Genomic DNA, 23,986 nt, shown 5'->3' on the forward strand with positions numbered 1-23,986 from the left:
ACACCAAAAAGATCTCTTGAGCAGTGAATGCTGAAGAGATCCTCTTTTTATTTTACTCATAAGCAAGAATTACCCATCACTGAAATTACACTGGATCTGGAGTTCCAGTCCTGCTTCTCGATTTCTTAAATAGCAGTATGGCAAGAAGTAAAGCAATTCCTACAGCTCCAAACCCCAACCAATTTAAATACAGGACAGATGTACGACTGATCACAACCCCACCTAATCCAGATCCCAGTGCAAAACCAAACTGGATAAACGACGTATTTACGCTAAGGGCAATGTCGGGATTACGAGGTGCCAGTGTAACCAGATATAGTTGCTGGGCCGGAGATATGCTCCACGTTGCTAACATAAAAATCATTAAAACCAAGATCAACATCATAAGATTAACTCCAGCTAGAGCAAACAAAAGAAGAGTTATTCCTTGTAACAGAAGGCCTAGACAAATTGTAAACTTTGATCCCTTTGCATCTGCCAATTGTCCGCCCACTTTTGATCCGACAAAGCTGCAAATTCCCGCGAGAAACAGAACACCGCTTATCTCGGTCATGGAAAGAGAAGACGTAGCTTGTAAGAAAGGCGTAATATACGTGAACAGTGTAGAATAACCGCCGATATACAATAACGTAATAAGCAAGGCAGTCAGAATGAGTGGATTTTTCAAAATGGAGAGCTGCATTCCGAGCGTGATCTTTTCTTCCTCTTTGATTGCCGGAACCTTTTTGTAGATAATAAGTAATGGAAGAACACTTAACAATCCAATGAATATAAATAGAACTCTCCATCCAAACATTTCACTAAAAAATGTGCCCAATGGGACACCGAGCACTAGCGAACTGCTTAGCCCCATCAAAATGATGCCGATGGCATTGCCCCTTTTTTCTTTTTCAACCAGTCGTGTCGATACGGCCATCGCTACTACGGTAGCCACTCCTCCGCTAGCCCCTTGAATAATTCGCACCCATAGTAAAGTTTCATAAGAAAGGTCAACAAGCATAAGTCCGTTGCTGGCAATAAACACACTGAGGGCGGACAACAGTAACTTCTTGCGATCCATATTTATTGTAATTGCAATGAGAATCGGAGCGATAATGGCCGCTGCCAGAGCGAATACAGTCACCAGTAAACCCACTTCGGAAGTAGATACGCTCAAGTCTGAGGCGATCATTTCAATGACTCCTGTAATAATGTATTCAAGGGTTCCAATCAGAAAAACAGCCAATGCCAAGATATATATAATCCATTTATTTTTCACTTTAATCCACTCCGTCTTCTCTAGTTATCTATTTAGTATTGGAATTTGTATTTCTATAAACTGTACATCTTGTTCTTGAGATAAGGGTAAATATAATTCCCTACCAGCTCCGTTCTCCTTGATCTGATAGTTATTATTCTCAATCCATGTAGCTAGATGAACACAGGCTTTACAGGCAAAGGTGGCATTGGAACGATAAGCTATGGTGGCCATCATGGGCTCGGCAGGAAGAGTCCGCAGTTGAAATGGGTCGGGAGGTGATCGCAGCTCACAGTTTAAGAAGTAACCTATTTCAAACTCGAACTCTTCCTCTTGTCCTGCGATTTCTTTCCACAAAACAACCTGAGGTCCGTTGATCAGTTGGCGCATTTCTTTTGTTAATGATTGATCAAACTGATGAAATAAACTCGGGATCTCCTCTTCCCTCCCGCACCCTGTCTGAAAAAGAAACTGCCGAGCACCTTCCTCTTTGATTCGGATTTCTTGCCCAGTTTCGACGTGCCCCTCTTCCTCTATAAGCTGCATGCGTTCCTCAATCCGGACAAGTTTGGCTTGTTCCGTATCGATAATCCGCTGAATTTCGCTTCTTTTTAGCTTAAACATGCCTTGAATATTCTCCAATGTAATATGTTCCTGTAACAGCTGTGTGATTTGTGGCAACGTGAACCCCAATTCTTTATAAATGAAGATTCGGTTGAGCTCGAGAAGCTGATCTGCGGAATAGTAACGGTAACCCGTATCGTGATCTACCTTTCTCGGCTTAAGTATGCCAATCTGGTCATAATAACGCAGTGTTTTTAATGAGACCCTACTTAGCCTGGAAAACGCACTGATTTTGAACAACATATCATCTCCAATCTTTTAACCTAATGCGAGTATATAGTTTCCCGTACAGGGGAAAGTCAAGGGTGTATATGCTTCTCATTTGCCTAGCTAAAATCAACCACCGTCCTTGTCATCACTCTATGTTGCTGTTAAATGTAAGTCAAAGAACCGTTTTTGAATGAAACGTTCATTATTTTTGAACAAAAAAATGCCACGCATGGTGGCATCTTCTCGGTACTCATTCAATTTAGCTGTTCAGCATTACTAATTTTTAAATAAACAGATTATGATTGGCCTGTGATGCTTGTCCAAGATAGTAACCCACACCACCAATTTTGACTTGATCTATTAATTCTTCACGCTGAATTCCCATTAAATCCATAGACATTTGGCAGGCAACGATCTCTACTCCTTGTGCAATTGCGCTCTCTATCAATTCTTCCAACGAAGGCACATGATGTTTTTTCATCAAACCACGGATCATCTTCGGGCCTGCTCCGAGCATATTCATTTTGGACATGCCAAGCTTCTGGCTCCCGCGAGGTAACATCATATCAAACATACGGCCGATCATGGTTTTGGATAACTTCTGCGGTTGCTGCTTGCGAATAATACTCAATCCCCAAAACGTGAAAAATAGGGTTACTTTCCGTCCACTGGCTGCTGCCCCATTTGCAATAATGAGTGAAGCGATCGCTTTGTCCAGATCACCACTGAAAACAACCATCGTGCTGGCAGGATCGCTGATTGGGGCATTGGATACGGGTTGTGCTGTATTTTTGGCAATGACAGACTCAATTGTACCGCCTTTCAGTCTTTCCAACTGCAAGATTGTGGAACCCGACATTGTCGCCCATGCTTTAACATCTTCATAGAATCCTGGATCGGAAGCTTTCACGCGAAGGGTTTCTCCGTATGAGAGTTGATCCATTTTCTGCTTAACCTGAATTAGGGGACCAGGACAACTTAATCCGCAAACGTTCAACTCATGATCAATACGTTGCGGTTGTATCGACTCAGAGGGAATAGACTTTTTTTCCTTAACGTCCACCGCAGAATCATGATGATCTTGTTTTGCAGTAGTAAATGGAGCAGGATTAAACTGGGCTTGACGGTATGTTTTATAACCACCACTCAAGTTTTTTACGCTAAAACCATGCTGACGCAAAATTTGCGAAGCAGTGTAACCACGTAAGCCGACTTGACAGTATAGCCAGATTTCTTTGGATCGGTCTAATTCATCTAAACGTTGACGAAGCTCATCAACTGGAATAGAGAGTGAACCCGGAATATGACCATTTTGATGCTCAATTTCACTGCGTACATCCAGAAGTATAGACTGCCCCGGCTGACGATCAGCCAGTTGATTATAGGTGAACGTCTGAACACGTCCGGTAATCATATTCTCTGCTGCATATCCAGCCATATTCACGGGATCTTTGGCAGACGAATAAGGAGGCGCGTAACTCAGTTCAAGCTCTGTTAAATCCCGGACATGTCCTCCAAAATGAATGGCTACAGCAATATCATCAATTCGTTTATCCACTCCATCATAACCGACTGCTTGTGCGCCCAAAATTTTACCTTCCGGAGTAAACAGCAGTTTAAGAGTAATTGCGCTTGAACCCGGATAATACGATGCATGAGAAGCAGGGTGTACGATCACGGTTTGATAGTCCACGCCGAGACGCTGTAGTGTTTTTTCATTACTGCCTGTCGTCGCTGCGGTCATTCCAAATACTTTGATAATGGACGTACCTTGTGTTCCTCTATAGGTAGATTGAAGCCCTGCGATACGGTCGGCAACAATACGACCTTGTTTGTTGGCAGGTCCGGCAAGTGGTATCGTTGCCTTCGTACCATGAATGGTTTCCGTTACTTCGATCGCATCCCCAACAGCATAGATATGTGGCACACTACTTTCCAAGGCTTCATTTACGATAATATGTCCACGTGCACCCAGCGAAACGCCGCTATCTTTCAAAAAATAGGTGTCTGGTGTTACGCCTATCGCAAGAATAACCATGTCAGCTGTCAACACATGACCATCGGCAAGTTCAACCCCTATGCCCTGCTCTAAGGAATGAAATCCCTGAACACGTTTGGAAAACAGCAGGTTTACACCATGATTCTCCATTTCCTGTGCTAATGCGGCTGCTAACTCGGTATCATAGGGTGTGAGTACTTGTGCGTTCCCCTCAACCAGCGTTACATCCAGACCAGCTTCCTTTAAATTCTCAGCCATTTCCACACCTATAAATCCACCGCCTATGACAATCGAAGACTTGTTGTTAGACGAACTTACTTGGTCTTTGATCCGATCAATATCTGGAATACTTCGTACGGTATAAATTAGTGGATTGTCCTTGCCCGGCAGATCGGGAATGATCGGTTTAGCACCTGGTGACAATATCAACTCGTCATAACTTTCTTCATATGCACCGCGCTCCTGGGACTGTATCTTAACCACTCGCTTCTGCGAATCGATAGCTACAACCTCACTTCTTGTACGCACATCGATACAAAAGCGATCTGCCATCCCTTTTGGCGTTTGCACCAGCAGACGCTCTCGATCATCGATTGAGCCACCTATATAATAAGGCAAACCACAATTGGCAAATGAAATGTAGGGCCCTTTCTCAAAGATAATAATCTCGGCATGTTCATCCAGACGGCGAAGACGTGCAGCTGCAGATGCACCTCCAGCTACACCGCCAACAATGAGTACTTTTTTGCTCATGATTCACAATCATCCTTTTCAAATAAAGTTTTGATAATCTGTTCAACCCGTTGATCGGCAAGCACATAGTTCACTTCAAGACCATTCCGCTCCGTAGCAACAATACCTGCACTACGAAGTTTCTGGAGGTGTTGTGAGACTGTTGATTGGGGAAGATCCAGACATTCCTGCATATAAGAAACATTACATTTTTTTTTCATCATCAGTCCCCGCACAATGCATAAACGAATGGGGTGAGACAAAGCTTTCAGCAGATTAGCTGGTTCATCAAACTGTTTAATATTATTGCTGTCAAAAGCGGGAGTGTTCAAAAGTATTCCTCCTAAATCGTTATATCGTAATAATACGATTTATTGATTCTCCTGTCAAATGTATTCTGGAGTTAATGCGTTTAATAAGTTCCATACACGCTCAACCCTACTGTTTTGCCTTGTTCCAGGTGGATGATAAAAATGCCTGCCAACAATCGCTAAAAGCGACATTTGACAGGCAATCATGCTGTATCAGGTCTTCATAAAATAGTGATTTAATTGAACATCTTATGTTAGAGTATGACCGGCTGAATCAGTCCGTCCTTACCAAAAAGAAGCGGGTCCATACATATTTCGCGGTGATACCCCTTTCCAGAGGAGAATCTGGATAGTGGCGTTACAAAACGGTGATAGGCAATCTGGTATTGACCCGTTTCGGAGTCATTAAATATACAGTGATGACCTGTGCCCAGCATGCCCTTCTCCACATTTTTGCTCAGGATTGGGTATCGATAGGTAATAGGACCGTATAACTGCTCTGCCGTACCGTAATTCACATGATAGTCTTCACTGCCTGTATCATCACAGGACCACGTAAAATGGTATAGTCCCCCCTGCTTTAACACAGTTACCGCCTCACGAAAATCATGCAAGCCCGCCAGATTGCTCATTGTGTCCTCCACGACACTTATCATGTCTTCACCAAGCTCCACAATGGCACCATGTCCATTGCCAAATAGCAGATACGGTCTTCCATCATCTTCGACATAGATGGAGGGATCAATAGCTTGGCCCATAGCAATGCCCAGACGTTTCAACTGCTCCATTATGATCAAAGGTTGCGACTCGGCCAGGAATGGACCAATCGGTGTATCTGCTACAGCAACGCCAATGGCACTGTCGCCGTTCAGCATTTTGCCGCAGAAATAAAAATAGAACTTTTCGTTACGGTTGGCTATTGCCGGTGCCCAGGCATTACCGGTTGCCCAAGCTACATCCTCTGTTCCCAGATCAAGGATCACGCCTTCGTCTTGCCAATGCTTCAGGTCTGAAGAAGAAAACACCTTAAACTGTGTACCCGACCACCCCTCGAAGCCATCTGTTGTTGGATACATATAGTAGCGATCCCCAAACTGTGCGACATCAGGATCGGCATATTGTCCGGGAAGCACCTGATGACCATCCCCAAAAGCCGCGAGAAGCCGGCTGCACTCCTCAGCTGTGATTGGCAGGACACTTCCATGCCGCTTCTGAGTTGATCCCATATCAAAATCACCATCAGGGACGATTCGGAATTCTCCACTTCCCAGATCCGTAGTCAGCAGAGGAAGATAACCCTTGCCTTCAGCAAATCGATCAACAATCAGGCACCATTCCTCCCTGTCATTGAATTTAAAGATTTGAGGTCCCTCCACTCCTGCCATAGCCTCCAGTACCGGGGCTTGCAGCGTAACAAACGCCTCTTTGTCGAGAGAGTCTCCTTTTTCTACCCGTATGTTTTTGGTTGTTTCATCCTTGGAGTATCGATAATAAGATCCATCCGCAGGAAGAATCGTTGTATCTATAATGTGATTATCCCGTTCAATGTATTTTTCCGATGCAGAAAACGTACGAAAGTCTTTTGTGCGAGCGCTATATATTTTTTGCTTTCGTTCTTGCTCCTGAGGTTCCTGCGTCGCAGAAGCCCAGAATACAAGAAACTCATCTGCCATTTCATCATACACAGCTTCTGGTGCCCAGACACATCCAGCGCCCTCAACACCTAGTGTAACGTTCCATGGGGATGACCAGTTTACGAGATCGCTGGATTCCCATACAATTACGTCACGGCTCCCGGCATTAACGGCTTGAGACCATCCTTTGCCGCTTGCGATGCGGAGATCCGTAGCAATCAGATAAAATTTATTATCCTTGACTGAACGAACCAGAAACGGGTCCCGTACCCCCTTTTCTCCAAGGTCGGAAAACAGCACAGGTGATCCGCCATTAAGGTCCTTCCAGTGAAGACCATCCTCGCTATAAGAGAAATAAACCTGCTCTCCATCTGGTTGTTCGCCAATAAAATGTACAAAGAGATACCCATCATAATTTGGAGTTGTTTTGGTCAATGGTAAAGAGCCTCCTGAAAATGAAATTGATTGTATACTAACAGTAATATAAAAATGAAAGCGTTCTACTTATGTTGTATCATACTTCAAAAACAGCGGAATGAGTATATTTTGTAATCTCGTATGTAGAAGATCATGTGAATCTTTCGCAGGAAATATATTGCCCTGATTGGAATGTTTGACTTGCTCCTCATGCAAAGAAATTAAAGTTATCGCCGTATTTGTTTATTTTACCTCAAGTATACAAAGTTCTTGGTGTTCATTTACATATAAATGCTAATCTTTTTAATGATGAACAAATGAATATAGATTCATGCATTCATTTTTGTTGTTGAGATATTACGAGGAGGAATCATTGTGAAATTATCCAAAAGAGTATTACCAGCGGTAGCGCTGACTCTGGCTGTATCGGCTTCTACTCTCTTGTCTGCAGGACAAGCAAGTGCGGTTCAAGCTGTAAGTGTGGAGAAAAAACAAATCAAGAACATCATCTTCCTCATTGGGGATGGCATGGGGACCTCTTATACTTCCGCCTACCGTTATATGAAAGATGATCCTTCGACGAAGGGCATGGATAAAACCGTATTCGACCCTTATCTGGTTGGAGCACAAATGACCTATCCGGATGATGATAAACAAAATGTGACGGATTCCGCTTCTGCAGCAACGGCAATGTCGGCAGGTGTAAAAACCTACAATGCGGCCATTGCGGTTGACCCTGAGCAGAAGGAAGTCAAAACCGTACTTGAGCAGGCAAAAGAAAACGGGAAAGCCACCGGACTCGTGGCTACATCGGAGATCACTCATGCCACACCAGCTGCATTTGGTGCCCATGATATCAGTCGAAAAAATATGGATGCTATTGCGGACGATTATTATGATGAGTTGATTAATGGCAAGCATAAGGTGGATGTACTTCTGGGTGGAGGGAAATCCAATTTTGTACGCGAGGGTCGTGATCTGACGAAGGAGTTCCAGAAGGCCGGATTCAGCTATGTGACGGATCGTTCCTCTCTCCTTGCAGATAAGAATCAACAAGTTCTTGGACTGTTTGCGGACGGAGGGCTGGACAAGTTGATTGATCGTACTGCTGCAACTCCATCATTAGCTGAGATGACCAATACAGCGATTGATCGCCTCAGTTCGAACGACAAAGGATTCTTTCTAATGGTCGAAGGCAGCCAGATCGACTGGGCAGGACATGATAATGATATCGTTGGTGCGATGAGTGAAATGGACGATTTCGCAGCAGCATTTCAGGCAGCTATTGATTTTGCCAAAAAAGACGGTGAAACACTTGTCGTAGCTACTGCCGACCACTCCACAGGTGGACTTACGCTTGGAAAAGACGGAGAATACAACTTCTTCGTAGACCCGATCAAAGCTGCACTACGTACACCTGACTTCATGGCAGCACAAATTGCAAAAGGTGCTTCGGTTGAAGAAACACTGAAAAGTTATCTGAAACTGGAGTTGAAACCTGAAGAGATTCAATCGGTGAAAGAAGCAGCCAAAAGTGCGGATGTAACAAAAATTGATAATGCCATTGAAGCGATTATTGATAACCGTTCATTTACGGGCTGGACAACAGGTGGACATACAGGTGAAGATGTTCCGGTCTATGCCTACGGCCCGGCAAGTCATCGCTTCGCCGGTTTGATCGACAACACAGATAATGCCAAGATCATATTTGATATTCTCAGCAAGCATCAGTAAAAAAATCTCTAATAAATTACGGTTAATCTTTGAAAAAGTTTAAGCCCTTGTCTCCAGTTGTTGCCGATGGAGACAAGGGCTTTTAATTGATCATTCGTGTACTTGACGAAGTGTTATATTATCTTCCCTTGACTTTTAATACATTCTTTATACCAGTAGAAAGAATCTTTTTTAACTCGCTTTAATGAACCCTTCCCATCATTGTCTTTATCGACATAGATTAAGCCATATCTCTTTTTCATCTCTCCTGTTCCGGCACTGACAAGGTCAATGCAACCCCAAGGAGTGTAACCTATCACTTCGACCCCGTCTTCCAGAATGGCTTTTTTCATCTCACTCACATGCTGTCTAAGGTAATCAATCCGATACGGATCATGCACTGACCCATCCTCTTCGAGCGTATCCACTGCGCCTAAACCATTCTCTACAATAAATAGCGGGATCTGATACTTATCATACAGCCAGTTTAATGTAATCCGGAGACCTACCGGATCAATCTGCCATCCCCATTCACTGGCAGGCAAGAGCGGATTTTTATAACCGCTTATTTCATTCCCCTCACTCTTGTCCTGATCGGTTGGATTAGCCATAACGACAGAGCTGGAGTAATAACTGAATCCGATATAATCTACGGTTCCTTCTCTCAGAATCAATTCATCCTCAGGAGCAGTTTCAATTTCCAATTGATGCTGCTTCAGGAACCCATAATATGAGCGTGGATATTTGCCTCTGACATGTACATCGAGAAAGAAGTAAGCTTGTTGAAGTTTTTTGACCTGGGCAAGCACATCATCAGGGTCGCATGTAGCTGCGTATGATGTTGGATGAAGGAACATGCCGCCGATCATAAAGTCCGGGTTGATCTCTTTACCAAGCTTGACTGCTTTGGCACTGGCTATCAGCATATAATGCGCAGCCTGGTACATGGTCTGAAGTTTGTTTTCCCCATCGTTCCACTGAATACCTCCCGGCTTCCATGGCTTGCGCACAATCATATTGATTTCGTTAAACGTCATCCAGTACTTAACCCTTGTCCGATATCTGGTGTAGACTGCTTCGCAGAAGTTTAAGTAAAAGTCAATCAATTTACGATTGCGCCATCCCCCATATTCCGTCACTAGATGATATGGCATTTCGAAGTGAGATATGGTGACTACTGGCTGAATCCCGTATGCCAAACAGGTGTCAAACAAGTCATCATAGAATTGCAGACCTTCCTCATTCGGTTCCGTCTCATCTCCGTTTGGAAATATCCGAGTCCACGCGATGCTGGTTCGAAAGCATTTGAATCCCATCTCATGAAACAACTGAATATCTTCCTTGTATCTTGTATAAAAATCACTAGCCTGATGACTAGGGTAATATACATTTTCCTCAATTCCCTGTGTAATTCTTCGCTCCAAGCCATGTGTTGCTGCTGTCATGACATCTGCAACACTGACTCCTTTGCCGCCCTCATTCCATCCACCTTCTAACTGGTTGGCCGCTGCAGCGCCTCCCCAAAGAAAGTCTTCAGATAATTTACTCATATTAACCACCTCTAAGCGAGAATGCGTAACAATGCTTCGTTTTGGACAACCCGATCCTCAGCAATCTGCTCAACACTCTGATATTCAAAAGTATTTGATATAATGATGGGCACGACCGTATCAAATCCTGCTGCCCGAATAGCTTCATGATCATATTCGATCAGCAGATCTCCTTGCTTAATCACCTGATCCTGCTGCACATAAGCTGTGAAATGCTTTCCTTTCAGCTTGACGGTGTTAATGCCTACGTGAACAAGCATCTCCACACCCTCATTCGACATCAGTCCAATGGCATGTTTGGTTGGGAACAGCGATACAACCTTTCCGTCAAATGGGGCGTATACTTTGCCGTCGATTGATTCAACTGCAGCACCGCTCCCCAGAGCAAAGATGGGATCGTCGATTTCAGTTATATTTTTAACTATCCCGTTAATCGGAGAGCCAATGATCATTGTTCCGGTTGGTCGAGTCAAAGCATGAGATTCTGAGGTCGCCGCAATCGCATTAGCGGCAGCAGAACCATCTGTTCCATTGCCAACACTTGCAGTAACTGGAGCTGGAATCTCTTCTTCAATTCCCCAGATCAAGACGGCAACCAGTGCAAGCGTAATGCTGATTGCTACCCCGATAATGATGTGTATATAACTGTCAGCAATATAGGTTGGCAAGGCCAGGATACCTGGCAGAATCAGAGCCGTTGCTCCTCCACCCCAGAAATTGATGTAAGCTGCTCCGATACCTCCTGCAAGCATCGCACAGATAAATGGGCGCTTGTACTTAAGGTTGAATCCGAAGATAGCCGGTTCGGTAATACCAAACATCGCCGTTACACCACTGGATAAAGCACTGGATTTGCTCGCTTTATGTTTCAATAAGAGGAATACACCAATACATGCCCCGGCTTGAGCCAAATTTCCAGTCAAGTTCGCAGGTGAAATTACCGAGTATCCATATTCAGCAATGAGCTGGCTGTTAATTGGAGTAATTGCGTAATGCATGCCAAATATAATTAGAAGGGGTCTGAATGTTCCAAACAAAAATGCACCAATGACGCCATTCACCGTATACAAATACGTTACAATTTGAGCAACTCCACTGCCGAAGTAGGTTCCTAAAGGTCCGAAAACAATTAATCCAAGTGGAACCATAATGAACAACACAATCATCGGCACAAACAAAATTTTAAACATATCGGGTATTCGTTTATTAACAAACCGGTAGACGTAGCTCATCACCCAAACCGAAATAATAATCGGAATGATCGTTGATTTATAGTTCACGAGCAATAATGGAAGGCCGAAAAAGCTTAAACTGGTAACACCCGTCTCTGCCACTTTTGCTGCACCTTCCATAATGGTGGGATACATGTAAGCCCCGGCAAGGGCCACAGCCAGATATTCGTTGGTTTTGAACTTCTTGGCCGCGCTGACTGCAAGGAAGAAGGGGAAAAAATAGAAAATAAGATCGCTAATCAGACTAAAGGTTTGGTACGCACCACTTGTTGTCTCAAGAAGATTCATTGTCGTCAGGATTGCAAGCACAGACTTCACCATACCGCACCCAATCAACACTGGAATGACTGGCCCGAATATACCTGCCACCGTTTCCACGACTCGGGAAATCACATTCTTTTTTTGTTGTACTGCTTTCACTTCAATGTCCTGATTTTCCAAGTCAAGCTTTTCACTTACTGCGTCAAAAACGCTTTTCACTTTTGCGCCAATGATGATCTGTAACTGACCGCTGTTAAACTGGGCTCGCAAGACACCTTCCAGTCGATCAAGCGCTTTCAAGTTAACCTGAGACTCATCTTTTACGTTGAATCTCAATCTGGTTGCACAATGCGTGGCATACGTAATATTATCCTGTCCAATGTTAGCGATAATCTCCTTAGCCAATTCCTCTGTTTTCATATGATTCCCCCGCCCTCTTAGCTGTCTTTACTTGCCTCCGGCAAAGTTGTATAACATCTTTTCACGTAGGCCTGATGTATCTTTGCCGAAGATTTCTGCAATTTTGTATGCAAATGGATAAGGTGTTGCAGGCCCTTGGCTTGTAACGAGATTCTGGTCAGCTACGACGACTTCATCCTTGAAGATGCCGCCAATCAATTTCTCAGCGTACCCTACATAACCTGTTACCTGTTTGCCCTCAATGACCTTTGCATCGGACAGTACCACCGTACCGGAACACATTGCGCCAATGTACTTATTGTTCTGATTGAAGTACTGCACCATGTCAATCACATCCGGATTTTCCTTCAGGTTTTGTCCACCTGGGCGGCCTCCCGGCAGAACGATCATGTCATACTGCTTTACTTCTTCGCCAAAAGGTTTGTCTGCTTCTACAAAGATGCCGTGCATGCCCTTAACCAGCTTATCGCCAAAATAAAACGTGTCACAGGTTAATCCAGCTCTTCTCAAAATATCAACAATCGTCAGCGTTTCTCCCTCTTCGTAACCTTCCGCCATCAATACTGCTACTTTATTCGTCATTTCAGTTCCCTCCTATTCAGCATCAAATGCATTGAAATATACCATACGATTTTTGACAGCCATACTGTCTCCGCCTAAGGCATCCACTAATGCAAAAGCGAAAGCATAAGACGTCGCGGGGCCGCGGCTTGTAATCAGATTTCCATCTTTAACAACAATATCTTCTTTAAAAGTACCGCTGGTTTCAATTTTCTGATCATAACCTACATAAGCTGTGAAATTTTTGTTATCCAACACACCTGCTTTGGCTAGTGCAAGAGGTGCCGCACACATGGCTGCTACATATTTGCCGGACTGATTCATTTCCTGAATAAGTTGAATTACACGGTCATCATCACGAAGATTAGCGGCCCCAGGCATTCCTCCAGGGAGTACAATCATATCGTAGGTTTTAACATCTTCACTGATAAGCGCATCAGCCTTGACCACGATGTCATGACTACCACGAACCATTTCACCCGCTGTACTAATCATGTGACATTCGATATGTGCTCTTCTCAAAATATCAACAATCGTCAGGGTCTCACTTTCTTCAAATCCTTCTGCTAATAGAACTGCAACTTTACTCACGCACATAACCTCCTGTTAATTATATTTTGGAGCAGACATTTGCATATTGCTCACGCTTACACCGCTATGGACATCGTGAATACATTCATAATTTATCATAGATATTCGCAACCCCAAAGCACATTTAGATTGCTTGTATGTAACTAATAGTTGCAGTATGATGATCTTTAACCGTGTTGCATCTATAGTGTTTACATCAGAGTCACACAAAAGATTACCTCAGGAGGTATGCATGCTTAATAACTATAAATATTTTTTGGTTCTGTCCGAAGAGTTAAACATTTCCAATGCAGCGAAACGACTATATATTTCCCATCAATCACTCAGCAAATACCTAAAAAGCTTGGAAGAAAAACATGGTGTTGCGTTCTTCGAAAGAAAACCTAAAATTGCGCTGACAGCAGCGGGGAAAATTATGCAAGATACGCTACGTCAAATTGAGTTGCTGGATCTAAATATGGAGAATCAACTTACTGATCTTAAAGAGGATAAGTCAGGCACGATTCATTTTGGCGTTACCGAAGGGCGCTATCCCATTATCGTGCCGAAATTATTAAAAGAATTTTATGCCCTGCATCCCAAAGTGGAGCTTAAAATTCATCGTACAACCTCACCGCAAATGCAGGAGATGGTGTTAAACAATTCACTGGATCTGTTTCTCTCGGGTGTGGACAATATCGTAACGCAAAATGTAAAGTATGAAACGATTCTGCTTGAGCAGATGTACATGGTAATCTCGGACAATTTGCTCAAGCAGTATTTCCCTGATCAATATCCCGAGTGCATCGAAACATTTAATCAGGGTGCGGATTTGAGTCTGTTTCAACATGTCCCCTTTGTTCTGAATAAGAAAAACTTCAATTCCCGTATTTTGCTCGATAAACACCTCTCTGAACGTAACATATCCCTGCATTGTATTAACGAATTGACGCAACCGGATATCCATCACCTTTTGTGTGCTGAGGATTACGCGGCCAGTTTTTCATTAACGATGTATCTTTCAGGGATTCATGCATTAAATGAGTCTAATCATACGAATTCTCACCTTCATGTATTTCCAATCGCTGATTTTTCTTATCTTCACCCGCTTGCATTGATCTATCACAAATCTAAAATTTTCCCCTCATACGTAGAGGATTTAAAAAAAATAGTTAAACGTTATTGCACGCCTTCATTACATCAAAGCAATTGAATCATATTGGCGTTCAATTACTTATGTGCATACAAAAGTTGAGTTAGTGCAGTTAACTTGTGCTTGAGTTCAACATCATGCCAACTTTATATTTTTGTTATGTAAACTTCCCGTGTATTTGCGGATTGAAGTCAAAATAACGAGGTGAACTGTTGTGAATCATATGATTGTAGAACTTGCCAACTACATAACCCGTCTTCAATATGAGGATCTCTCAGAGAGGGCTATCGAAGTAGGTAAACAGGTAATACTGGACTCTTACGGTAATATGGTATTTGGTCGATACTCTGAAACAAGTGAACGCATTTTGGAATATGCAAGATTGGCAGACTCTATTATTAAAAATGAAGACTTGGTCTCATTGATTGGTGAACAGGATGTTCGCACTAGCACAGATCATGCTGTCTTTATTCATACCATGATGGCACGTTGTGCAGACCTGGATGACGGCTATCGCCACGCCATGGGCCACCCTGGATCTGTGCTTGTTCCGCTCCTGCTAAGTATGGCTCAGCTTCACCGAAACGATGGGAAACAGATGATCACCGCCATTGTTGCGGCTTATGACGTATATGCTCGGTTAGGCGAAGCGATCAATCCATTTATGTACCGGGAAAGAGGGTTTGATGCTACCGGGGTATGCGGCGCTGTCGCAGCAGCGGCCTTGGTAAGTAAATTAACAAATGCAGATACCAAGCAGACCAAGGATGCAATGGGAATTGCTTCTCTTTTCACAGGAGGTTTGATTGAATATCAGAATGATGGAACTTCAGGGAAAATTTTATGCAGTGGCTGGGCGGCATTGACCGGATTAAGGGCCGTGAGACTGGCATTCTGTGGTTTCACGGGTCCTGATGCAGCTTTGGAAGGAAAATATGGATTCTTCCAGGCCTTCAAAGGAACAAGCGGGCATTGTGACACAAGTCATGTGCTGGAAGGACTGGGAACTGATTTTAAAGTGACTTACATTTATTTCAAACGTCATGCCTGCCAGCGTGGATTACACGCCACTCTGGATGCTATGTTGGAACTTCGTGAAGACTATAGTTTAACACCATCCAAGATCAAGTCTGTTGATGTGAGGACCTCTTCATTTGTATATCGTCTGACAAATCCTAAGCCCAAGACCGCAATCGGAGCACAGGCCAGCACACAATTCACTTCAGCCGTGGCTCTCAAATACGGTCGTATGGACTCAGAGGAATTAATATTCAATAGCTTCACCGATCCAGAGGTTCAGGAGCTGGTGCAAAAAATTACAGTAACCCTGGATGATGAAGTGCAGCAATATCTGGCTGATCATCCAACTCATTTTTGCGCTGCCCATGTTGTTATAACAACACATGATGGCAATATATATGAACGGTGGATGCCTGTACCTCTAGGCGATATGGAAACTCCGTTTGGCTGGAATATGCTTGAACAGAAATTCAATCGATTTCTTGCAGGCACACCTTTTGATGGAAACAAACAAGAACGATTCGAGTTTATTCGTAATCTGGAACATATGAATCATGTTGATAAGCTGCTCCGTTTCTAAACGAATTTAAACTGCATTAATGTAAGTTTACTAAATGCGCTAAAAAAGGTCGCTTACCCTTGTTGGATAAGCGGCCTTTTTAACGTTTGGACTCACACATGCCTATTTCGAATTTGCTAATATGCATTATATCCCATGAAGTTGGTTAACTTATACAACACCACTTGTATTGAAGTGAGAGAAATCCGATAAATGCTGATGCCGCTTATAGTGAAACTACAGAAGTAACAAAGCTTTGGAGGAAAATGGCATGTTAGGAAACATTCTGTTGGGTATGGTCATTCCCATTATATTGGGTGTATGGATTCTGCGTCGGAACTTTACAATCCTTATTCTATATTATCCACTTGGTGTGGCTATTTCAGCATCCATCAACAATATCGGGTTTAATTACTTCTGGAATATTCTTCCGAATACTCATAATCAATCCTTGGCTGCTCTTCCAATGGATCTTGGAATCTATCCGATTGCCGGCTGTTTGATGATGTATATGATTTTAGAAAAAGGCGCCAAGCCATGGTTGGCGATTTTTGTTGCATCATTGTCGCTGACATTAATCGAATGGGTTGCCAAAATAATGGGGCATGTCATTTATTTTAATGGATGGAACATTCTTTGGACCTTTTTGTCATACCTCCTGCCATTTGTTCTTGCTTATGGTTACAGTAAACTATTGAGGTATACGAAGTGAAGTTTTACTGAAGCTTTTCACTAATAAGGCAGGACAGATGATATGGGTTAACGCTGATGGGCATACGTGCATATCTTAACTCATATTTGTCTTGGAGGGATTCGTAATGTATGTGGCATATCCTTATGGTTACAGGTACACTTTTACTCCGGTATGGGCAACATCATCAGCCGAAGCACTTGAATTAATCAAAACGGCTGTGCAAGGAGAACGAAACGATGAGGTGTTCTATGATTCACTGATTCAGTTGTCACCTGATGCCAATCAGGCTGCCATCATCACGAGCATCCGCAATGATGAACGAGGACATAATCAAATGTTCCGTCAAATGTACAAGGATCTGACAGGTCAAGAGATTTCGGGCGTAAGCAGTGAGCCAGTTGAGACGGTCACCTCTTATCTCGCCGGACTGCAAAAGGCGTTTCAGGGTGAATTGGCCGCCGTGGAAAAGTATAGAAAAATATGGTTTGGTCTCCCTTATGGCATATATAAAGACACGGTTTGGGGAATCATCCTGGACGAACAGAAACATGCGGATAAATATAACAATCTGATTACCTACAATTTGCCGAGATAGTCATGTATGGGATGAAAAACGTGCGTATTCTTTTAAAAATGAACAATTGAAAGCAGTAAAAAACCAGTGAATGAGTAAAGCTCACTGGTTTTTTTGCTTTGCCGAGTCGCTCTTTATAATCCTGAGTTTAAATGCACTCTTCCAACGTATCAGGTTCCACATGAACGTGAACGGTGTATACGTCATGTTCCTCCATTAACTCGTTCTCCACGTCTGTACAGATATCGTGTGCTTGTTGAAGATCCAGCTCAGCATGGACTGTTATGACAACGTCTACTACAACGTTATTGCCATAATTCCGCGCTCTCACGTCTTTAACTGTCTCTACGCTGTCAATTCCGGCAATCGTTTTTTTGTACTCCTGAATCAGTTCAACATCAAAACCATCCGTCAGATGATGTGTGGCTTCCTTGAAAATGTCCCAAGCGGTCTTGCAGATCAGGAAACCTACAATGACAGCCGTTACAGGGTCCAGCCATGGGAGGCCGAACTGGGAACCCACGATCCCAATGACCGTACCGGTGCTCACCCAGGCATCGGAGATATTATCTCGAGCTGCAGCCATGACTGCCTGACTTTTAATACGAGTAGCAAGTCTCTTGTTATAGCGATAGACCAGATACATGACAACCGCGCAGAAAATGCCTGTGTACCCAGCGATGATATCCGGAGATTCATGTTTACCCTGAAACACAGAACCAATGGCTTGAAACAGTACTTGTAAACCTACTGCCATCATAATGAAAGAAGCAACAAGTGACGCAACGGTCTCTGCTCTCCAGTGACCATATGTATGATCTGTGTCTGCTGGGCGTTGGGCAAGCTTCAAACCGATCAGTACAGCTATTGAGGCCACAATATCGGTGGCATTGTTTAATCCATCCGCCTTGAGTGCTTCTGATCCGGCCATATTGCCAACGATCAGTTTTAATACGGTCAAACATATGTAGGCGATAATGCTGATGATAGCTCCGCGCTCCCCCAGCTTTAGATTATCGTATTTAAGTTGATCCACATGATATCCTCCTGCAATCTTCAATTCAAGCACGTGTATGATGGTACCATTGAAGATTTGTGTGGGTCTAGAGAAACGTTTTGAGTGTGACGAAACATAATCTGAACGCGGCAATTTTTTTACAAGCATCCAAAAAAGTTGGATTTGGCAAACTTAAGTGATTAATGGGTGGTAAGAGGAAGGTGGCCAACAGCCTTCCCTTGTAACCACACTTTCTTGCACTTAGACAAAAAGAGCCAAATGGATCGTTTTGATCCACTCGGCTCTTAACGTTATTTTGCAATCATTTGTATAACATCACGTACCGTTGTTCCACTTCCATTCATAAACCACTGCCCTTATTCAGAAAGTGTCGATTCAACTGGCGCCTCATTGGCAAGCGGCTCCGAATCATCGGAATGCCGTTCGAACATAACTGCGTCAACCCTCGTATAGATCATATCCGCAGGAAGCGTTGGTGGGTCTACCGTTGTAGGCGTAACTCTGGTTAACCGGACATACTCGCTGCCGTCGCCCGTAAAGTCGAACGTCCCCAGATTAACCCAACCCGATGATCCGGTCGTTGCATCGATATAGGTGACCTCGGTACCCGCTTTATGTTTCACTTCCACTTTGACATTGTTATCGTTTGCTGTCGTATGGACGAGTTTATAGATCGAGACCGTATATTTACCTTCTGGAAACTCGCCTTTCCACGTTGCTGATGAGCCTTGAACTGTTGAATAGCGGGATTTAACCCCAATTTTGTATCCTGCTAAATTGCTTTGGCTCCATGACCCTTCTGTCGTGTATAACCCAGTTGTATTTGTGCTATCGACGATAACCGTTAAGTCCCTGATCGTGATGTTCAAAGGTGGTGTGGTTAAGGTCACTCCGTCAATCGTAACAGTAGCCCATACCTCAATGTGATCCGTGTTCCCATCAAGATTAAGAAGGGTCAACACCCCACTGCTATTCACTTCGGCAAGATCCGTACGATCAACGAAATACTGCACATCGGCTTGTGTAAGATCACCGACCAAACCGTTATCCAAATAACCGGTTACATTCAGTTGTGCGGTTTGAGTCATCTGCAGTTCGTTCCGATCGGACAGGATCACAGCAGACTCCAATTGCGGTATCTGGTTCGCGTCCACCCACATGATCGAATCGGCAACGACCCTGGACTTGTTGGCCTTGTTGGTTAGTTCCACGTACCCGCTATCACCTGCAGCAAAAGGATAATCCCCTAGGTGCACCCAAGTACCATTCGCCGTTGTCTCATCAACGGTAACCGTCTCGGAGCCCCCGTTATAATAAACGGTAAATGAGGCATTTGTAGCCCAATTTTCACTCGTTGCAGTGATTTGCGGAATCTTGTAATACACACTGTAAGTGACACTTTCCGGCAGCTCAGGCCGCCATCTCATTTTACTTGTCGCTGTGCCGGTCGTAGATTTGGCATACACATAGTTATCATAATAATAATCGTTAGCCGTCGTATCCCTTATCCAGACGCCTTCTGTCTCCGCCTCCGTATTATCCACGATGATGGATGAACTATCCTGCCCATCGGGTTGGACTGGAGTTTCCGTTACCTGATCAGGCAGATAAAGTGTACGCTTGTTGGTCTGTTTCCCGTCCGATTCCACGTAATACGTAAAGGTTTGGGATAAATCATCCACTCGTATCGACCATTCCATCGGGTATATCGTATCGGGTATAGTCGTATACGTAGCTCCGCCATCCAATGAATAATGGATTGTCGCTGGTTTCGTTGTTTTGGCCTGTACATAAGCATCATAAACTGTTTCGTCGGGCTTAACGATCAGCATGCCTTTAACCGCATCAATTGGACTGTGGGTATCAAAGAAATAACTTGCATCCGATGTATCTGCCGTTCTGACCTGATGCAGCGGTACATCAATATCAAGTCCCTCTACAATGATCGCGGTGATGCCCTTGCCTGAAACCGTGGCTTGAATGATTCCACCACTCATAACTGCTTGTTCTGGTGTACCATTGTCGCGGATGATCGTTACGTTATAATCCTGTGCCGGGTCGAATCCAATGATATGTTCATTCAATTCAATCGGAGTCTGAACTTCTTCAGACGATGCATTGCTTAATCCGATGTAAAATTTATCCCCGCTCTCACCCGTTATCCAGTTTAATTGAGGATGATTGGTCTTAATAATCCCCTTGGGCATCCATAGCCAAACGTCGGAGTTACCATAAAATTGACCTGGTTTATTCCCATAGAGGTGATATTTGAACCATAAAAAATTCGTTTCAAATACGGAAGGAAACGTAATGCTCCCGTTCGATTTTAATGATTGTTCGCTGATCAAATAATCCATCGTTTGCCCGAGTTGCCCAGGGATATGGTGATAATAGATGGATGTAGCCCCGCTTGGGCCTTCCAGAGGAAAGTCCGGTTCAAGTTGGCTAACGGCGAAGCCTTTATAATAATAACCTGGATAACTGGAATATCGTCCAATAACCGCATTATGAGCAATATCCTGCAGCAGTTCATCCCCTGTATAAAGCGACAATCTCAGCATGAATGGAGCTTCCTGAGCATTCATCCGATAATAACCGGTTGTACTTCCTGCTTCAAACGTCAGTCCGCTCGGTGAAACAAGCCAACGCTCCGCTTGAACGCCTCCGGCAATATCTTCGGGAAGCTTAAGCCTAGGATATTGAAATTTACCACTTTCCGGCCAATGGAACGACTCCGCGTAATTATATGTCTCCGGCTGAGGAATCGTAACGTTACCTTCAGGAACTGGACGAGCAACAAACATGGTTGCATACCGTTTGGCTTCCTTATAGGCGGCATCCAAGTATTTGGGATCCTGAGTTTCCTCATATAGCTCCAAGATCTCCATCCACAGCTTGCTGTAATAATAAATGAACTCATTTTTACTCACATCGACGGATGCAGGCGTATCGATATGTTGCGTGATATAACTGTCGGCTGCATCCTTCGCAGCTTGCAAATACTGTGCATCTCCCGTCATCCGATACATCATCAGGGGCTGAATGACAGGCCCGCGGTCTTTCTGATCCGGGTCACGTACGAGGTATTCTTCCTGTGCCAGCGCCCCAATACCAGCTGTAGTGCCCATCATCTGGTGAACAGCGGTGACACTTGAAACATCAAACGGCAGAGTAGCCATTTTCCATAACGAAGGCACACCGTATACTTTTTTCTGCGTTGGCGACCAACCGATACCGTTTCGCGATACGCCATACTGGACGGACGGCAGTGCTCTCGTATCGTATAGCTGGTCATCTCCAGTCAAATAGTAAGCCCCCAAAAGAACCGCATTTGAGCTTGTTCGGACGCTATCCTCGTTTTCGATATCAATAAAACCCTTGGCACGGCTCCACCACCCGCTGGGTGATGGGACATAATTCACAGAGTCGTCCCCTTGCGGCTCAATTTTAAGGAGATCAATCATATTAAACATCGCGTCAGTAAGCGACTGATCTGACACATTTTCCCGGTATGCCGAATAATCGTACTCATTGCGAAGAATATCCACGTAGGACTCATATAGATTGCTTTTTTGAGCGATTAGCCCCATATGAAATTGATACGTGCTTTCTGCGGTCATTTGTGAATAAGTCCCTAATTGAGGGGCATACAGGATGGGTTGCACACTGCCTTCGTTGTTGACCAGGCTCATGCCAAGCCGTTGTTTCGTCACACCTCCCGTCGGTTCAAATTCAACCGGAAGCTCTGTCGTAGGTACAAATACGCCATACGTTAATGGATTTCCCGAACCATCTTTTTTCTCAACTAGGCTCATCGGAGCGCTCAGCTCTCTTAAACTTGTTGATTCCACCGTACCTACCATTTTGGCATGTGACCTGAATCCATTTAACACTTCATTGATGCCCGAGACTGCCTCTGTTGTGAAGGACTGATATCCAATCACATAATTGCCGTCGCGGCGAGGTGTAAAGGCAAAAGAAACATCTGGTTTATCCCCTGCCATGGACCAGTTCACTTCAAAATAGTAATCACTGCCATGCCTAGAATCGGTTAATACCGCCGTCTGGCTGTCTGGAAAATGGACCCCGTCGAATGTAATCCAGCGTTTGTTCATCGTATCGTAGTAATTGGTTCGGCTGCCCGCGTTCCCGTCCAATAGAACCCATTGTTCCTCAAGTCTTTCCGATTCATTATTGATTGGAACCCAGTTCCCTGTCTCCGTGTTTTTGTAGAACATGTCACGAACGATGGATTTACCTTCATCCCATGCTGCCTCATAGAAGGTTGCCTTATAGTTCGCATTTTCGATGCTGCCTTTCTCTGTGTAACTGAGATTCGCTAAGGTACGGCTTCTTAGCGGGGGGAGCGGTGGTGCTTGTTGACGGATATTCCCCTCGAACTTGACTGCATCAGCCCGCGTAATAATTGTACCCGTAGAAGGCTGCGTTCGAGTCAGCCTGACAAATTCGCTATCATCACCACTAAACTCATACTCCCCCAGATCCACCCATCCAACCGATGGACCTGACGAAGGTCTTAGATCCATAAACTTAACATCCGTAATCCCGTTATGAACAATCTCAATTTTCACATTACTGTCTGCTTTATCCGCCCAATCCAGCTTATAGAACGATATCCTCGCCGTCCCTGCTTCCAAGCGTGGATTCCAGGTGATGCTTCTACCTACAGCGTCTGTAAATTTGGAACTGGAATTATTGTATCCCTTCACTCCCGCGCTTGTGCTCCAATATGGAGCGGAGAATCCGTTATTAGCGTTGCCGGAATCAACCGTAACGACATGATCAATTGTGAGGCTCCCATCATCAATGATGATTGTCTTATGTGGCTCTTTCTGCGTTATATTCCCTTCGAACTTGACCGCATCCGCGCGTGTAAGGATCGTGTTTGTGGTGCCGGTAGAACGGGTCAATTGAACGAATTCTTCACCAACTCCAGAAAAATAGTACTCTCCCAAATCAACCCACCCTGCTGGAGCGCCAGATGAGGGTCTTAGATCCATAAAGACTACATCCGTTGTTCCATTATGAACAATTTCGATTTTTACATTGCTATCAGCCTTATCCGCCCAATCCAGCTTATAGAACGATATTTTCGCCGTTCCTTCTTCTAAGCGTGGATTCCATGTTATCGTTCTGCCTGCTGTACTCGTATATTTGGTGCTGGAAAGATCATACCCCTTCACCCCTGTGCTTGTAGTCCAATTTGGAGCCGCATATCCATTGTTCTTGTTACCCGCATCAGGTGTCACAACATCATTGATCTTGATACTCCCGTCATCGATGATAATCGTCTGATAAGGTAAGGTCTCCGCATAAGCGGTCCTTATTCCGATCAGGCTGGAAGGAACTACGACCGTCAACATGAAAACGATGAAGAAAAACAGCTTCCTTTTGACCATACAATTCACAGCCTCTCCTCATAATGATAACGCTTCCAAAAATGAGTTACCTTTTGCTCTAATGATCGTAAAAAAGC

The 23,986-nt window shown here is 44.0% G+C and carries 16 protein-coding genes; 5 read left to right on the plus strand and 11 right to left on the minus strand.

Annotated elements, in window-relative coordinates; all coding sequences use genetic code 11:
- Positions 1-85 precede the first annotated feature (85 nt).
- From AC1DE7_RS19585 to AC1DE7_RS19605, 5 genes are all read right to left on the minus strand, one after another.
- Positions 86-1,258 (minus strand): MFS transporter, encoded by a 1,173-nt coding sequence (locus AC1DE7_RS19585; RefSeq protein WP_477535002.1) that lies wholly within the window; start codon positions 1,256-1,258, stop codon positions 86-88.
- A 24-nt stretch (positions 1,259-1,282) separates the two neighbouring features.
- The gene (locus AC1DE7_RS19590; protein WP_477535003.1) at positions 1,283-2,101 is read right to left on the minus strand and encodes a MerR family transcriptional regulator; all 819 of its coding nucleotides are present in this window, start codon (positions 2,099-2,101) and stop codon (positions 1,283-1,285) included.
- Between the two features lie 253 nt (positions 2,102-2,354).
- Complete coding sequence (locus tag AC1DE7_RS19595) at positions 2,355-4,823, minus strand: FAD-dependent oxidoreductase (RefSeq protein WP_477535004.1); 2,469 nt, start codon at positions 4,821-4,823, stop codon at positions 2,355-2,357.
- Entirely contained in the window at positions 4,820-5,134 is a 315-nt protein-coding gene (locus AC1DE7_RS19600; RefSeq protein WP_036615511.1) for an ArsR/SmtB family transcription factor, read from the minus strand. The genes AC1DE7_RS19595 and AC1DE7_RS19600 overlap by 4 nt, the downstream gene beginning before the upstream one ends.
- Positions 5,135-5,367: 233 nt before the next feature.
- The gene (locus AC1DE7_RS19605) at positions 5,368-7,182 is read right to left on the minus strand and encodes a glycoside hydrolase family 43 protein (RefSeq protein ID WP_477535005.1); all 1,815 of its coding nucleotides are present in this window, start codon (positions 7,180-7,182) and stop codon (positions 5,368-5,370) included.
- 357 nt (positions 7,183-7,539) lie between these two features.
- On the opposite strand from AC1DE7_RS19605, the gene AC1DE7_RS19610 reads away from it, so the two are divergent.
- Entirely contained in the window at positions 7,540-8,898 is a 1,359-nt protein-coding gene (locus tag AC1DE7_RS19610; protein ID WP_289389205.1) for an alkaline phosphatase, read from the plus strand.
- A gap of 113 nt (positions 8,899-9,011) precedes the next feature.
- Here the strand turns inward: AC1DE7_RS19610 and AC1DE7_RS19615 are convergent, their stop codons facing one another.
- The 4 genes from AC1DE7_RS19615 to AC1DE7_RS19630 are packed head-to-tail and all read right to left on the minus strand — an operon-like array spanning position 9,012 to position 13,492.
- Entirely contained in the window at positions 9,012-10,427 is a 1,416-nt protein-coding gene (locus tag AC1DE7_RS19615; protein ID WP_477535006.1) for a 6-phospho-beta-glucosidase, read from the minus strand.
- An 11-nt stretch (positions 10,428-10,438) separates the two neighbouring features.
- The gene (locus tag AC1DE7_RS19620) at positions 10,439-12,340 is read right to left on the minus strand and encodes a glucose PTS transporter subunit IIA (protein WP_477535007.1); all 1,902 of its coding nucleotides are present in this window, start codon (positions 12,338-12,340) and stop codon (positions 10,439-10,441) included.
- 27 nt (positions 12,341-12,367) lie between these two features.
- A complete protein-coding gene (locus AC1DE7_RS19625; protein WP_036615521.1) occupies positions 12,368-12,922 on the minus strand; it encodes a DJ-1 family glyoxalase III in 555 nt (184 codons plus the stop codon).
- A 12-nt stretch (positions 12,923-12,934) separates the two neighbouring features.
- Complete coding sequence (locus tag AC1DE7_RS19630) at positions 12,935-13,492, minus strand: DJ-1 family glyoxalase III (RefSeq protein ID WP_477535008.1); 558 nt, start codon at positions 13,490-13,492, stop codon at positions 12,935-12,937.
- 232 nt (positions 13,493-13,724) lie between these two features.
- On the opposite strand from AC1DE7_RS19630, the gene AC1DE7_RS19635 reads away from it, so the two are divergent.
- The 4 genes from AC1DE7_RS19635 to AC1DE7_RS19650 all read left to right on the plus strand — a co-directional run bounded on the left by AC1DE7_RS19635 (position 13,725) and on the right by AC1DE7_RS19650 (position 17,492).
- Positions 13,725-14,684: a LysR family transcriptional regulator gene (locus AC1DE7_RS19635; RefSeq protein ID WP_477535009.1), complete on the plus strand. Its 960-nt coding sequence runs from the start codon at positions 13,725-13,727 to the stop codon at positions 14,682-14,684.
- A gap of 163 nt (positions 14,685-14,847) precedes the next feature.
- The gene (locus AC1DE7_RS19640; protein WP_477535046.1) at positions 14,848-16,224 is read left to right on the plus strand and encodes an MmgE/PrpD family protein; all 1,377 of its coding nucleotides are present in this window, start codon (positions 14,848-14,850) and stop codon (positions 16,222-16,224) included.
- A 250-nt stretch (positions 16,225-16,474) separates the two neighbouring features.
- Positions 16,475-16,915 carry a CBO0543 family protein gene (locus AC1DE7_RS19645; RefSeq protein WP_477535010.1) on the plus strand — a complete coding sequence of 147 codons (441 nt, stop codon included), beginning with the start codon at positions 16,475-16,477 and terminating at the stop codon, positions 16,913-16,915.
- Positions 16,916-17,021: 106 nt separating this feature from the next.
- A complete protein-coding gene (locus AC1DE7_RS19650) occupies positions 17,022-17,492 on the plus strand; it encodes a ferritin family protein (RefSeq protein ID WP_127548746.1) in 471 nt (156 codons plus the stop codon).
- 127 nt (positions 17,493-17,619) lie between these two features.
- On the opposite strand, the gene AC1DE7_RS19655 is transcribed toward AC1DE7_RS19650, so the two are convergent.
- A complete protein-coding gene (locus AC1DE7_RS19655; protein WP_477535011.1) occupies positions 17,620-18,507 on the minus strand; it encodes a cation diffusion facilitator family transporter in 888 nt (295 codons plus the stop codon).
- Positions 18,508-18,845: 338 nt separating this feature from the next.
- On the minus strand, positions 18,846-23,909 hold the full coding sequence (locus AC1DE7_RS19660; RefSeq protein ID WP_477535012.1) for a golvesin C-terminal-like domain-containing protein: 5,064 nt from the start codon (positions 23,907-23,909) through the stop codon (positions 18,846-18,848).
- Between the last annotated feature and the right edge of the window lie 77 nt (positions 23,910-23,986).

It is taken from the genome of Paenibacillus sp. 10L310, assembly GCF_056395745.1.

What these genes read in the sequence shown, in the direction of transcription:
- AC1DE7_RS19595 (WP_477535004.1), bottom strand. Translation starts at nt 4,823, where the DNA reads ATGAGCAAAAAAGTACTCATTGTTGGCGGTGTAGCTGGAGGTGCATCT.
- AC1DE7_RS19615 (WP_477535006.1), bottom strand. Translation starts at nt 10,427, where the DNA reads ATGAGTAAATTATCTGAAGACTTTCTTTGGGGAGGCGCTGCAGCGGCC.
- AC1DE7_RS19620 (WP_477535007.1), bottom strand. Translation starts at nt 12,340, where the DNA reads ATGAAAACAGAGGAATTGGCTAAGGAGATTATCGCTAACATTGGACAG.
- AC1DE7_RS19625 (WP_036615521.1), bottom strand. Translation starts at nt 12,922, where the DNA reads ATGACGAATAAAGTAGCAGTATTGATGGCGGAAGGTTACGAAGAGGGA.
- AC1DE7_RS19635 (WP_477535009.1), top strand. Translation starts at nt 13,725, where the DNA reads ATGCTTAATAACTATAAATATTTTTTGGTTCTGTCCGAAGAGTTAAAC.
- AC1DE7_RS19640 (WP_477535046.1), top strand. Translation starts at nt 14,848, where the DNA reads ATGATTGTAGAACTTGCCAACTACATAACCCGTCTTCAATATGAGGAT.
- AC1DE7_RS19645 (WP_477535010.1), top strand. Translation starts at nt 16,475, where the DNA reads ATGTTAGGAAACATTCTGTTGGGTATGGTCATTCCCATTATATTGGGT.
- AC1DE7_RS19650 (WP_127548746.1), top strand. Translation starts at nt 17,022, where the DNA reads ATGTATGTGGCATATCCTTATGGTTACAGGTACACTTTTACTCCGGTA.
- AC1DE7_RS19660 (WP_477535012.1), bottom strand. Translation starts at nt 23,909, where the DNA reads ATGGTCAAAAGGAAGCTGTTTTTCTTCATCGTTTTCATGTTGACGGTC.